We start from the raw sequence: 12,303 nt of genomic DNA on the forward strand, positions 1-12,303 counted from the left end.
CGCGGGGGTCCGGGCCTCTCAGTGGTCGCGGGCGGTCAGGCGCTGCGGCGCAGCTTGCCGGCGCGCAGCAGGCCGAGGCGCTCGTCGAGCAGCTCCTCGAGCTCGGAGATCGTGCGCCGCTCGAGCAGCATGTCCCAGTGGGTGCGGGCCGGCTTGCCGGCCTTGGGCTCGGGGCGCTCGGCGTCGCGCAGGAGCGCCTCGGCGCCGCAGCGGCACTCCCACACCGGGGGGACCTCGGCGTCGGTCGAGAACGGCAGGATGATGGTGTGCCCGTTGGGGCAGTCGTAGTGCGCCTGGAAGCGGGGGGCGAAGTCGACGCCCTCGTCCGACTCCATGCTCTTCGCACCGATGCTCATCCCGCGCAGCGAACGGTCGGCCATGGTGTCCTCCTGAGGGGTCTTCGGGGGTGGGTGGGCGCGCCCGGTGGGTGCGGGCAGCGGCCCGGTCTACGAGAGGCAACGCCTCACCGTCGGTCGGTGTTCCGGCACGCCGTGAAGGTCCGGTGAACGTCGCGGGGTGTGTCCACGGCCTGGCCGCCGCCCACGGCGTCGAGCCGGTCCGCCTCGGCGCGTCGCGGTCCCAGGCTCCCGGGTTTCGATGCCCGACGCAACTCGTCACGGTCGCCACGGCCCCCGACGTGCGCACGCTCACACCCGTGCCGGGAGGGCCCGGGAACAAACCCGGGGGACACCCGGTTGAGGCGCATGTACATGCAAACGCATCGACCTAGGACTCACGGGAGCACACCATGCAGTTCGGCATCTTCACCGTCGGCGACGTCACGACGGACCCCACGACGGGCCGGACCCCCGACGACACCGAGCGCGTGCGCTCGATGCTGACGATCGCGAAGCACGCGGACGAGGCGGGCCTGGACGTCTTCGCCACGGGCGAGCACCACAACCCGCCGTTCGTGCCGTCCTCGCCGACGACCATGCTCGGCTACCTCGCCGGTGTGACGAAGAACATCGTCCTGTCGACGTCCACGACCCTCATCACGACGAACGACCCCGTGCGCCTCGCGGAGGAGTACGCGATGCTCCAGGTCATCTCGGACGGCCGCATGGACCTCATGATGGGCCGCGGCAACACGGGCCCGGTGTACCCGTGGTTCGGTCAGGACATCCGCAACGGGATCCCGCTCGCGATCGAGAACTACGCGCTGCTGCGCCGCCTGTGGACCGAGGACGTCGTGGACTGGGAGGGCAAGTTCCGCACCCCGCTGCAGGGCTTCACCTCGACCCCGCGGCCGCTGGACGGCGTGCCGCCGTTCGTGTGGCACGGGTCGATCCGCAGCCCCGAGATCGCCGAGCAGGCCGCCTACTACGGCGACGGGTTCTTCCACAACAACATCTTCTGGCCCATCAGCCACACGAAGCAGATGGTGCAGTTCTACCGCCAGCGCTGGGAGCACCACGGCCACGGCCCCGCGGACACCGCGATCGTCGGGCTCGGCGGCCAGGTGTTCATGCGCAAGGACTCCCAGAAGGCGTGGGACGAGTTCCGGCCCTACTTCGACAACGCGCCCGTGTACGGGCACGGCCCGTCGATGGAGGACTTCACGCGCGAGACGCCGCTCACCGTCGGCTCCCCGCAGCAGGTCATCGACCGGTACGCCGCGATGCGCGAGCACGTGGGCGACTACCAGCGCCAGCTGTTCCTCATGGACCACGCCGGCCTGCCGCTCAAGACGGTGCTCGAGCAGATCGACCTCCTCGCGGGCGAGGTCGTGCCCGTGCTCCGCAAGGAGATGGAGGCCGCGCGCCCCGCGCACGTGCCGGCGAACCCGCCGAGCCACGCCGAGCGCGTCGCCGCCGCCAGGGCCTCCGGGACCGAGGGCGCCGCGCACGTCGGCGGCACCGAGGACCGCTGGACCGGGCGCACCGCCGAGGACGACCAGGAGCCGGCGAAGGCCGGCGCCGCGTTCGGCCTGTAGCCGGACCTCGCGGCCCGCGCCCACCCGGGCGCACGAGCCGCACGACCACCCGCCCGACGGAGTACGGTCGACAGGTGCCCCGCGCACCCGGGCGACCGCACCACCCGGCCCGGTGACGGGCCGCACCCGCACCGCACGCCAGACCTCAGGAGCACCGCATGACCGCCAGCACCCCCGCCCCGGACCGCCGCCTCGTCGTGGTGTCCGCCGGGCTGTCCAAGCCGTCCTCCACGCGCCTGCTCGCCGACCGGCTCGGCGAGGCCACGGTGCGCGAGCTGCAGGGTCTCGGCGTGAGCGCCGAGGTCGAGACCGTCGAGCTGCGCGACCACGCGCACGCCGTCGTGGACGCCATGCTCACCGGGTTCCCCACGGGCGACCTCGCCGGGGTCCTCGAGCGCCTCACCGCCGCCGACGGGATCGTCGTGACGACCCCGCTGTTCACGACCACGTACTCCGGGCTGCTCAAGTCGTTCGTCGACGTCCTCGACAAGGACTCGCTCACCGGCACGCCCGTCCTGCTCGGCGCGACCGGCGGCACCGCCCGCCACTCGCTCGCGCTCGAGTACTCCCTGCGCCCGCTGTTCACCTACCTGCGGGCCGACGTCGCCACGACGTCCGTGTTCGCCGCCACCGACGACTGGGCGGCCGCCGAGTCCGACTCCGGTGGCGGTCTGCCCGCCCGGATCGCGCGCGCGGGCCGCGAGCTCGCGGAGAAGGTCGCCCTGCGCAAGAACTCCGGGCCCGCCGACCCGTTCGCCGCCACGCCCGACTTCACGGCGCTCCTCGGCGGGCTCTGACCGCCCCCACGCTGCGCGCCCCCGGCCACCGGTGCTCCCGGCCGGGGGCGCGCTCATGTCTCCCTGACCTGCGGCGACACCACCCGAGGGGTTGCTCTCCGCAGGGGTCGCGCGGCAGGATCGGAGGACCGACGACGACGGGGGAGCACCATGAGCACGAGCGCGACCGAGGACCACGCCGGGCAGCACCCGGCAGGACCCGCCCCGGAGCCCGGTGCCGAGCCCGTCGCCCCCGTCACGGTCGCGGTCCCCGTCGTGGAGACCCTCGCGGCGCACGCGCACGGAACCACCCCCGCGGTCCCGCCCCGACGGCGGACCGTCGGCGTCGTCACGATCCCCGGCCGCGCGCCCGACACGTCGCGCTTCGCCGCCGCGCCCCGCTACCCGGCCATGTTCCACGTCGCGGGCGGCCGGCTCGTGTGGGACGGCGCACGGCTGCGCCTCGTCCGCGGCGACGACACCGTGCTCGAGCCCGCCGGGCGACCCGTCGTGACCGTCACCGGCGACGGGCCCACCGTCGTCGTGACCTGGCGGGACGAGCACCCCGGGGCCCGGACCACCCGCGCCGTCCTCCTCGACGGGTCGTCCGCCCGGTTCGCACGCTTCGCCCGCTCGCTCGCCGACACGCGCCCCGGGAGCATCGTCGTCGACGACCGGACCGTGCCCTCGCCGCGCGTACCGCGCCTGCACCCCGGCCAGGCGGGCACCACCCGGCGCCCGGGCGTGTTCGCCCGCGCGCTGTGGCGCGTCGTCGGGCGCGGCGCACCCGCCGCGAGCGCCACCACGGGCGATGGGGGAGCAGCCCTCGTCGGCCGCCTCGAACGGCTCGCCGCCCTGCACCGCGCCGGCGACCTCACCGACACCGAGTTCGCGCGCGCGAAGCAGGCGCTGCTCGGCTGAGGAGTCGATCGAGGACGGGCGGCCGTCAGTCCGCGAGCGGACCCCACCCGGTCACGTCGAGCTCCGTCATGACGGACCGGCCGTCGCGGAAGTCCCCGTACCGCGCCCACGTCACCGCGACGCGCAGCAGCACGATGCCCTCGTCGGTCAGCGAGGCGGCGAACTGCGGGAACGCCGCAGCGTACGCCGCCGCGCACCGGTCCCGGTCCGCCCCGACCGGGACGTCCGCCAGGCCCTCGCACTGCAGCGTCGTCCCGTCCGTCCCGCCCACCGTCACGGCGACCCGCGCGTCCCGGGCCAGGTTCGCCACCTTGCGCGACGTCGCGCGCGCGTCGAACACCAGCTCGCCCGCGCCCGTCGCGGCCACCGCGAGGAACGCGGCCTGGGGCCCGCCGTCGTCGCCCAACGACGCCACGACGCCCCACCCCTGCGAACGGACATAGCCGACGAACGCCTCACGATCCATGCCGCCACCGTAGCGGCCGCGCTCCCGACACGAGGCGCGACGACACGAAAACCCTGGACCACCGCAGACGCCACCTGGCACCGTCGACCCGATGGCCCACCCCCGCACCGACCTCGCCGGCACCGACCAGGAACGCCTCTGGGACGCCGTCGCCGCCGCCCGGTACGACACCCCCGGCGAGGGCATGTTCGCCCCCGACGTCCTCGACCCCGCCGTCGACCGGCTCGCGGCGCTCGCAGGCCGGGGGAGCGCCGTCGAGCTCGCCGTCGGCACCGGCCGCGTCGCGATCCCGCTCGCCGCACGCGGCGTGCCCGTCACCGGCATCGAGATCTCCCGGCACATGGTCGCCCGGCTGCGTGAGAAGGCCGACGAGACGACCCTGCCCGTCGTCGTCGGCGACATGGCCACCGCCCGGGTGCCGGGGGAGCACGCGCTCGTCTACCTCGTGGACAACACGATCTCGAACCTGCTCACCCAGGAAGCCCAGGTCGAGTGCTTCCGCAACGCCGCCCGCCACCTCGCCCCCGGGGGCCGGTTCGTCGTCGAGCTCTGGGTCCCCGAGCTGCGCGCCCTCCCGCCCGGGCGCACCGCGACCGTCTGGCACGACGAGCCCGGCTACCTCGGCGTCGACACCTACGACGTCCTCCACCAGCGCGTCGTGTCCCACCACGTCCAGTTCGACGACGACGGCAGCGCCACGGTAGGACGCTCGCCCCACCGGTACGTCTGGCCCGCCGAGCTCGACCTCATGGCCCGCCTCGCCGGGCTCGAGCCCGAGACCCGGCACGCCGGATGGGCAGGGGAGCCGTTCACAGCCGAGTCCCGCTCCCACGTGTCCGTGTACCGCCGCCCCACCACAGACGTCGCATCGACCGGCGGGGAGCCGTCGTACCCGGAGGACCACGTCGTCGACGGCGGACGATAGACCTCCTCACGCACCCCAGGACGCCTCCACCGCCTCCAGGTCCCGCACCGCGAAGCGGTGGTGCTCCCACTCCTCCTCCAGGATCACGTGCAGGCACGACAACGTCGTCTCCGGATACTCCGGCGACCACGGGTTGCGCCGCACCACCACCAGCTCCTCCGGCGTCACGCCCGCCAGGAACTCCCGCACCATCGCCACCCGGCCCGCACGCGCCTCCAGCACCTCCCCGTAGGGCGGCGTCCCCGTCACGAACAACGACAGGTCCAGCCCGTCCTCCGCCGCCTGCGGCCCCGCCTGACCCAACGGGTGGAACGGCTGCGCGATCCCCAGCACCGCCCGCCCCAACCACGCGTCCGTCGCCAGCACCAGGTGCCGCACCGTCTGCGCGAACGACCACTCACCGTCCACCGACACGTCCACGGCGCTCGCGGGCAGCGCCGCCACCCGGTCCAGCGTCGCGGCCCACGTCGACTCCAGCGCCGACCACGCCGCGCGCAGCCCCGCCGGGTCACCGGCACGACGCAGCTCCCGGCCCGGGAACCGGCGGTCCAGCTCCGCCTCCACGAAACCCGTCACGTCCACCCCGTTCACCCGGAACGACGCGTCGCCGTCCGCGAGCCAGGGCGCGTCGATGTCGACACCCTCCACCTGCACGCCCCGCATCACCGCACCGGACAGATCGGACTCCACGAACCGCGCACCGCGCAGGTCCGCACCGTCGAACCTCGCGCCGCGCAGGTCGTCAGAGCGGGTGAACCGGGCCATGAACGCCTCCTCGGGGAGCGACCCGCCCGCAGCAGCCGACCAGCCCGGGGGAGCGGCCTCCGTGCGGCGACAGCGCCGCACCGGGGGCACCCGGGCGGGGGAGGGGCGTGCACCTCGGCGACGGTCACGACGAGCGGGGACGACGAACGCACCGTACGCCCCGCCACCCACGCCCACCAGAGGGGGACGCGACCCCGCAACCCCACCGCTCTCGTCGCAACGGCCACCAGGGTGGTCGGCAGGCGTCGACCTGCGGGAGCATCGGACCATGCCGATCCTGCCCACCGCACGCGACCCGCGACTCGTCACCGTCCGCCGCGGCGGCACCCTCACCGACGACCACCACCGCCAGCTCGCCCAGTGGGCCGTCGACTGCACCGAGCACGTCCTGCCGATCTTCGAGCACGCCCGGCCCGACGACACCCGACCCCGCGACGCCCTCGACGTCGCCCGCGCCTGGATCCGCGGCGACGTCCCCATGAAGACCGCCCACAGCACCGCGTTCGTCGCCAACGCCGCCGGCCGCGACCAGCCCGCACCCGTCAAGTTCGCGGCGCTCGCGGCCGGGCAGGCCGTCGCGGTCGCGCACGTCGCGGCGCACGACCTCGGCGCCGCGGCCTACGCGATCCGGGCTGCCGCCGCGGACGCCGCCGCCCGGGGCGAGGACCCGGAGGCCGCACGGCTCGCGGAGCGGGACTGGCAGCGCGAGCGCATCCCGGCGGAGCTGCGCGAGCTCGTGCTCGACGACCAGAGGCGGCGCAGCGCGATCTGCTGGGACGTGTTCGACGACTGAGACCGGACCGGTCGGCAGGCGAGACCGGAGCGGTCGTCGCGGGGGGACTCAGCGCAGGAGGTCGTCGTAGGAGACGAGGGGAACCCGGCCGTCCGCGGCGGCCGCGACGCGCTCGTCGCCGGCGACGAGGACGTCGGCCTGCAGCACGGCCACGGCGACGTACTCGGTCAGCGCCGTGTCGTCCGCGTCGAGCTCGCGCGCGATCCGCCACGCCGTGGCCCGCGACACGCGGTCGCCGAGCAGGCGGATCTTCAGCGTGGCGAGGCCCTCCAGGCGTGCGCGTGCCGTCGTCTCGTCGAGCACGCCGCGGCGCACGTCGCGGTAGAGCATCGACAGCGCGTGGCTGCGCAGCACGACGGGGCCGACGAGCGGGCGCCGCGCACCGAGGCCGACGTCGTCGCGCACCAGGCGCAGCGCCGTGACGGCGTCGATCGCGCACCGGCTCGTCGGAGCGACGCCTGAGGAATCCATAGGTCTCAGTAGACACCCCGGCCCTACCGGCGCGGTACGGTCGGGCTCATGGAGGTGGTGGGGACGGCAGCGGGTGGCTCGTGCTCGGTGGCGGCATCATCGTCCTGGCCCTCCTGATCGGCTGGTACGTCGCCCGGGCGTCACGTCTCGACATCCGTCGGCAGACCGAGAAGGGCGACCCTCTCGACCCCCGTGACGACCACTACGCGCCGTAGGTCGGCTCGACCGGTGGCGGTGGGGTGGTCTCGCCGGTGAACGTCAGCAGCAGGTAGATGACCAGGGCGACGGCGAGGATGACGGTAACGACCTTGCCCACGTGCCTGGGGCGTGTGATGAGGAGCCCGACGACGGTGGGCGCGACCAGCATCACGATCGACTCTGCATACCCCTGAGCTGCCGTGTGGTCGCACGTGTCAGGGATCGGCCCCGACTCCCGACAGGTGCCGTTCTGGAAGTCCTTCGCGACGCCGAACGAGAGCGCGGCCGGGACGAACAGCGCGACGGTGCCGAGGACGGCCACGAACAGGCCGAGCAGCGCACGCCACCACGGGACCGACCGCGGTGCCTGTGGGATTCCTGCCTGCGAGCTCACGGATGAAGTATCCCGGGTGCGATGACTGCACTGACGGTGGCTTCCCGAGAATCGTCCGTCAGCGCGAAGCCTTGGTGAGCTACGGACACCTGCACCGACAGGGCGCCGATAATGTACATTATGTCATTTTGAGGTCGGACGAGTCGCTCCGACGCATCACGGAGGGCCCGCGCACACTCCCCTTCGTCATGAGCACGACGACGTACGCACCCCGGCTCGGCATGCGCCGCCCGGGCGCACCGAGCACGGACCGACGCGCCGGCCGGCGGCCGCTCGCAGGTCTGGTGGCGCTCGCGCCGTCCCGGGCGTCGTCAGGAACCGTCTCCAGGACGTTCGCGGCGACGTCGCCGTTCACCGGGCTCGCACCGGACGGCCGTCGTCCGCGACGCCTCGTCACGGCGACGCTGGTGACGCTGGCCTGGGTCCCGGCCCTCGTCCTGACTCTCGTGGCGTTCGTGCTCGTCGGTGCCGCCGCCGGCGCGGCGACCGTCGCCGTGTGGGTCTGGCGCTCGGTGTCCCCCGCGCGGGCGCCGCGGTCCGGGCCCGACGACGTCGACGCGCCACGGGACGAGCTCGAGCCGTCGATCGCGCCAGGCGTCCGAGCGCCTCGACGACGTCTGGTGCGCGACCGCACGCTGGGCTACGATGCCTAGAATCGGACATACAACGCAAACCATTGTGTTTAGGTCAACAGCATGGTGACGCAGCATCGCCGGGCCGGCGGGCCTCGGCAGTCCGCCGCGGTCCGGTAACCAGCGGCGGGCACGTCGCTGCGTCCGACCGAGCCCACGCCGGGATCGCGCCCACGCCCGGTCCCCTGCCCTCTGGCCGACCGCACCGCCTCCGGCGTCCCGACGCCCGAGCGTGTGTCAGCCTGGGCACGTGCTCGACTCCACCCGCTCCCGGACCGCCTTCCCTCCCCCGCCCCTGCCCGACGTCGTCGGCGCGCGCGAGCGCACGGTGCACGTCGTGACCCATCCCGAGGCGACGCACCACGTCGCGGGCCTGGTCGGCGGCGTCCACGACTCCGACCTCACCGCGCGCGGCGCACGGCAGGCGGCCCTGGTCGCCGCGGCGCTGCGTGCCCGGATCGAGCACGACGCCGCCGTCGACGTCGTCACGTCCGACCTCCTGCGCACGCGCCGCACCGCGACCGCGATCGGCGAGGCGCTCGGCGTCGTGCCGTCGCCGGACGCGCGGCTGCGCGAGGCGTCCTACGGCGACGCCGGCGGGCGGCCACAGTCCTGGCTTGACGCCCGGTTCGTGCCGCCGCCGGCCGTGGGCGACCGCCTGCGGCACGACGTGGGCATCGTCGGCGCGGAGACGAGGCTCGAGGTCGCGCTGCGCGTGTACGCGGCGACCACGGATCTGCTCCGTCGCGCCGCGGACCACCAGGTCGTGGTCACGCACGGGTTCGCGGCGACGTTCGTCGTCGCGGCGTGGATCGGGATGCCGGTCGAGGCCGCCGGGCACGTCGCGTTCCCGGTCGCCTCCGGGAGCATCACGACCCTGCGCGAGGACGGGTTCTTTCACAACCGTGCCGTGCTGAGCGTCGGGGACGTCGCGCACCTCGACGAGGGGCACTGAGCCGTCGACCCCGCGGTTCCGGCGTCGGTGCAGGTCAGGGCGCCGCCCGGCCGCGTCGTTGTCGGTGGCACGACCTAGGCTGGCCGCGACCGCACCCCGAAGGAGGCTCGCTCATGGTCGCCCCGCCCCGCCTCGAGCGGATCACCGTCGCCGAGGCGGCCGACCGCTACCTCGCGTCCGTGGCCGCGCAGACCCTCCGGGGCGTCCTGTCGCCGACGACGCGCCGCAGCTACGAGCGGGACGTGGCCGAGTTCGCGCGGCTCGCCGGCCCGACCCGGGTGCTGGACGACGTCGCCGGCGAGGACGTCGACGACGTCCTCCTGCGTTACCAGACGACGCCCGACGGCCGGTACGCGGACGCGTCGCGCAAGCCGGGGAGCTCGGGCCGCTCCGCCATGACGGTCAACCGGTTCCGCCAGTCCGTCACCCGCTTCTTCTCCCACGCGGCGCGCGAGGGGTGGGTCCAGGCCGACCCGATGCAGTGGGCCTCTCCCCCGGCCCGCGTGCGCGACGGCCTGCGCGTCGCGCGCACCGCGTTGTCCGCGGGGTCGGCGGCGTCGCTGCTCGAGGTCTCCGCCGCCCGGGCCCCAGGAGACCCGGCCGCGGCGGCGCGCCGCGACCAGGACCTCCAGCTGCGCGACCGACTCGTCGTCGCGCTCCTGCTGGTCCTCGGCCCCCGCGTCTCCGAGCTCGAGCGCGCGAACCTCGACGACTTCTCCCGCGAGCCCGACCAGACGCGCTGGCGCATCCAGGGCAAGGGCGGGCACGTCCGCACCGTGACGCTCTCTCCCCCGCTCGCCGCGGCGCTCGAGGAGTACCTGGAGCGCCTGCGCCCCGCACTGCTCGCCCGCCGCCCGGACGACCCGGACGCGCGGCGCGCGCTCCTGCTGTCCTGGCGGGGCCGCCGCATCGACGCGCAGGCCGTCCGCGGCCTCCTGCGACGCTGCGTCGCGCGCATGCCCGCGCAGTACCGGCGCGAGGCGACGCCGCACGCCCTGCGCCACACGACCGCGACCCTCCTCGCCGCCGAGGGGTGGGACGTCAAGGTCGTCGCCGAGCTCCTCGGGCACGCGTCCATCGCGACCACCGGCGTGTACCTCGACCGGATCGAGGGCGAGCTCGCCGCGGCGATCCGTGCCCACCCCCTCTCGGCCGCGCTCGAGCCCGCCGAGACCTGACGCCGGCCCGGCGGGCGCGTAGCGTCACCGGTATGGCCTCGCTCCACCGGGTGGAGCTCGTCCCGGACGACGAGCCCGCGCCGGCCGGGCGCGGCGCACCCGCGGAGGGGGCCCACGGGCCCGCGGCACCGGCCCGACGACGTGCGCTGCTCCTGCGCGTCGTCGCGCCGCTCGTCCTCCTCGTCCTCGCCCTCGTCGCCGTCGGGACGTGGCGCACGACCACGGCCGAGCGGGAACGCCTGGCCCGGCCCGGCGCCGTCGCCTCCCTCGCGGTGGCGCCGGCGCCCGACTGGGAGACGGACGCCGCCGCGCCCCGGCTGTCCGTGGTCGGTGACGGCGACGACGCGGCCCTCGCCGTGGTCACCGGCGCGGGCGTGGAGGCGTACGACGTCGGGTCCGGCGCGCGGCGCTGGCGGGCGCTCGACCCGACGGCCTGGTGCGGGCCTGCCGCCGACGAGACGTCGGCCCCGGCTCCCCACCCGGCTGTCATCACGTGCCTGACCGGCCCCGCCCTCGCACCCGTCGCGCACGTCCTCGGCCCGGGAGGACCGACGACGGACCCGGTCCCCCTCGGCGACGAGCTCGGGCGCGCGGTCCCCGCCCCCGGCGCGACCGTGCTGCGCTGGTCGCGCACCGGCGGCGTCGTCCACCTCGCGCTCCAGGACGCCCGCACCGCAGGCGTGCGCTGGCAGCAGGAGGTCCGGCCCGACGACGCGGAGCGCACCGCGATGTGCCGGCCCCAGGTCGCCGGCCAGGCCGCCGTCACCGTCGAGGACGACCTGCTCGTCGTGCGCGGCTGCCGCCTCAGCGCAGTCCTCACTCTCGCCGGGACCCGGCTGGACGCCGCCGGCGAAGCGATCACGACGACCGTCACGCCCCGCGCCGACGGCACGTTCTGGCGCACGACCGCCCGACCCCCGGACCGCACCGGGTCCACCCAGCTCCTCGCTCCCGACGGAACGGTCCGCGTCGCCGTCTCCGGGCGGCTGCTCGTCCCGCTCGCCGGACCGGGCCGCGACGCGACCACCTGGCTCGTCACGACCCCGGGCGGGGTGCGCGCGCTCGCGTCCCCGGCGGCGTGGCTCGCGCCCCGCGCGAGCTGTGGCGCGCCGACGTGCCCGTCGTGCAGGCCGTGGCGCTCGCGGACGACCGCGCGGTCCTCGCCACCGGCGGCGCGCTCGTCGCCCTGGACGCCCGCACGGGCGAGCGGGTGTGGTCGTGGTCGGGGTCCACCCCGGGAACGTCCGCGGGCGAGCCCGGGACCCGGCCGGACCTCGCGGGCGGCGTGACGGCCGCGTTCTCCGACGGCGCGACGCTCGCCGTGGTCGTGCCCGACCCGGACTCCTCGCGGCGCTCGCTCCTGGTCGGCCTGTCGCTCCACGACGGCGGGGTGCGCTGGCAGGCCGGGTACGACGCGGACCCGCACGGGTTCGCCGCGGTGACGGGGCGGGTCGTGCACGTGGACCCGGGCACGTCGCGCGTCGTCGTGCTCGGGTGAGGTGCCCGCGCGAGGTCCGCGTGCGAGCGCGCGGCGTCGGGGCGAGCCTGACGGGAGACCGGCCGCGCCCCGATGCGGCCGGGCCGAGACGAGGGAGGACGCCGTGCCGAAGCGCGACCCGGGACCCAGCGTGAAGGACCCCGAGCTGTACGAGAAGCTGCGGGACGAGGGCGACTCGAAGGAGAAGGCGGCGCGCATCGCGAACGCCGCGGCGGGCTCGTCCCGCCGGAGCGTCGGCCGCAAGGGCGGCAAGGCCGGCGACTACGACGACTGGACGGTCGAGAAGCTGCGCAAGCGCGCCGCGGAGATCGGCATCGAGGGCCGCTCCTCGATGCGCAAGGCCGAGCTGATCAAGGCCCTGCGCTCCCACTGACCGGACGCTCGTCGACCCCGGC

The 12,303-nt window shown here is 75.3% G+C and carries 15 protein-coding genes; 10 read left to right on the forward strand and 5 right to left on the reverse strand.

Going from position 1 to position 12,303, the window contains the following annotated elements:
* Positions 1 to 35 precede the first annotated feature (35 nt).
* Positions 36 to 380, reverse strand: a complete 345-nt coding sequence (locus tag ABRQ22_RS08945; RefSeq protein WP_021483180.1) for an RNA polymerase-binding protein RbpA — start codon at positions 378 to 380, stop codon at positions 36 to 38.
* Positions 381 to 748: 368 nt separating this feature from the next.
* Between ABRQ22_RS08945 and ABRQ22_RS08950 the strand changes: the two genes are divergently transcribed.
* The 3 genes from ABRQ22_RS08950 (at position 749) to ABRQ22_RS08960 (ending at position 3,633) form a co-directional block, all read left to right on the forward strand.
* Positions 749 to 1,936: an LLM class flavin-dependent oxidoreductase gene (locus ABRQ22_RS08950; RefSeq protein WP_253049444.1), complete on the forward strand. Its 1,188-nt coding sequence runs from the start codon at positions 749 to 751 to the stop codon at positions 1,934 to 1,936.
* A gap of 158 nt (positions 1,937 to 2,094) precedes the next feature.
* Positions 2,095 to 2,733, forward strand: coding sequence for an FMN reductase (locus ABRQ22_RS08955; protein ID WP_353709279.1), 639 nt, complete (start codon positions 2,095 to 2,097; stop codon positions 2,731 to 2,733).
* A gap of 150 nt (positions 2,734 to 2,883) precedes the next feature.
* On the forward strand, positions 2,884 to 3,633 hold the full coding sequence (locus ABRQ22_RS08960; protein WP_353709280.1) for a hypothetical protein: 750 nt from the start codon (positions 2,884 to 2,886) through the stop codon (positions 3,631 to 3,633).
* 25 nt (positions 3,634 to 3,658) lie between these two features.
* Here the strand turns inward: ABRQ22_RS08960 and ABRQ22_RS08965 are convergent, their stop codons facing one another.
* Entirely contained in the window at positions 3,659 to 4,099 is a 441-nt protein-coding gene (locus ABRQ22_RS08965; RefSeq protein WP_353709281.1) for a pyridoxamine 5'-phosphate oxidase family protein, read from the reverse strand.
* A 91-nt stretch (positions 4,100 to 4,190) separates the two neighbouring features.
* On the opposite strand from ABRQ22_RS08965, the gene ABRQ22_RS08970 reads away from it, so the two are divergent.
* Entirely contained in the window at positions 4,191 to 5,024 is an 834-nt protein-coding gene (locus tag ABRQ22_RS08970) for a class I SAM-dependent methyltransferase (RefSeq protein WP_353709282.1), read from the forward strand.
* 6 nt (positions 5,025 to 5,030) lie between these two features.
* On the opposite strand, the gene ABRQ22_RS08975 is transcribed toward ABRQ22_RS08970, so the two are convergent.
* Positions 5,031 to 5,789 (reverse strand): DinB family protein, encoded by a 759-nt coding sequence (locus ABRQ22_RS08975; protein WP_353709283.1) that lies wholly within the window; start codon positions 5,787 to 5,789, stop codon positions 5,031 to 5,033.
* 268 nt (positions 5,790 to 6,057) lie between these two features.
* Between ABRQ22_RS08975 and ABRQ22_RS08980 the strand changes: the two genes are divergently transcribed.
* Positions 6,058 to 6,582, forward strand: coding sequence for a putative immunity protein (locus tag ABRQ22_RS08980; RefSeq protein WP_253049437.1), 525 nt, complete (start codon positions 6,058 to 6,060; stop codon positions 6,580 to 6,582).
* A 48-nt stretch (positions 6,583 to 6,630) separates the two neighbouring features.
* On the opposite strand, the gene ABRQ22_RS08985 is transcribed toward ABRQ22_RS08980, so the two are convergent.
* Together ABRQ22_RS08985 and ABRQ22_RS08990 are read right to left on the reverse strand one after the other, a co-directional pair.
* Positions 6,631 to 7,053 (reverse strand): hypothetical protein, encoded by a 423-nt coding sequence (locus ABRQ22_RS08985; RefSeq protein WP_353709284.1) that lies wholly within the window; start codon positions 7,051 to 7,053, stop codon positions 6,631 to 6,633.
* A 202-nt stretch (positions 7,054 to 7,255) separates the two neighbouring features.
* Positions 7,256 to 7,645 carry a hypothetical protein gene (locus tag ABRQ22_RS08990; protein ID WP_253049431.1) on the reverse strand — a complete coding sequence of 130 codons (390 nt, stop codon included), beginning with the start codon at positions 7,643 to 7,645 and terminating at the stop codon, positions 7,256 to 7,258.
* 74 nt (positions 7,646 to 7,719) lie between these two features.
* On the opposite strand from ABRQ22_RS08990, the gene ABRQ22_RS08995 reads away from it, so the two are divergent.
* The 5 genes from ABRQ22_RS08995 (at position 7,720) to ABRQ22_RS09015 (ending at position 12,281) form a co-directional block, all read left to right on the forward strand.
* The gene (locus ABRQ22_RS08995; protein WP_353709285.1) at positions 7,720 to 8,298 is read left to right on the forward strand and encodes a hypothetical protein; all 579 of its coding nucleotides are present in this window, start codon (positions 7,720 to 7,722) and stop codon (positions 8,296 to 8,298) included.
* A gap of 229 nt (positions 8,299 to 8,527) precedes the next feature.
* Positions 8,528 to 9,232 (forward strand): histidine phosphatase family protein, encoded by a 705-nt coding sequence (locus ABRQ22_RS09000; RefSeq protein WP_353709286.1) that lies wholly within the window; start codon positions 8,528 to 8,530, stop codon positions 9,230 to 9,232.
* A 113-nt stretch (positions 9,233 to 9,345) separates the two neighbouring features.
* The gene (locus ABRQ22_RS09005) at positions 9,346 to 10,410 is read left to right on the forward strand and encodes a tyrosine-type recombinase/integrase (RefSeq protein WP_353709287.1); all 1,065 of its coding nucleotides are present in this window, start codon (positions 9,346 to 9,348) and stop codon (positions 10,408 to 10,410) included.
* A gap of 1,132 nt (positions 10,411 to 11,542) precedes the next feature.
* A complete protein-coding gene (locus ABRQ22_RS09010) occupies positions 11,543 to 11,908 on the forward strand; it encodes a PQQ-binding-like beta-propeller repeat protein (RefSeq protein ID WP_353709529.1) in 366 nt (121 codons plus the stop codon).
* 103 nt (positions 11,909 to 12,011) lie between these two features.
* On the forward strand, positions 12,012 to 12,281 hold the full coding sequence (locus ABRQ22_RS09015; protein ID WP_277515497.1) for a Rho termination factor N-terminal domain-containing protein: 270 nt from the start codon (positions 12,012 to 12,014) through the stop codon (positions 12,279 to 12,281).
* Positions 12,282 to 12,303: the final 22 nt, after the last annotated feature.

The organism is Cellulosimicrobium sp. ES-005, from assembly GCF_040448685.1.
In the GTDB taxonomy this organism is placed as follows: Bacteria; Actinomycetota; Actinomycetes; order Actinomycetales; family Cellulomonadaceae; genus Cellulosimicrobium; species Cellulosimicrobium cellulans_G.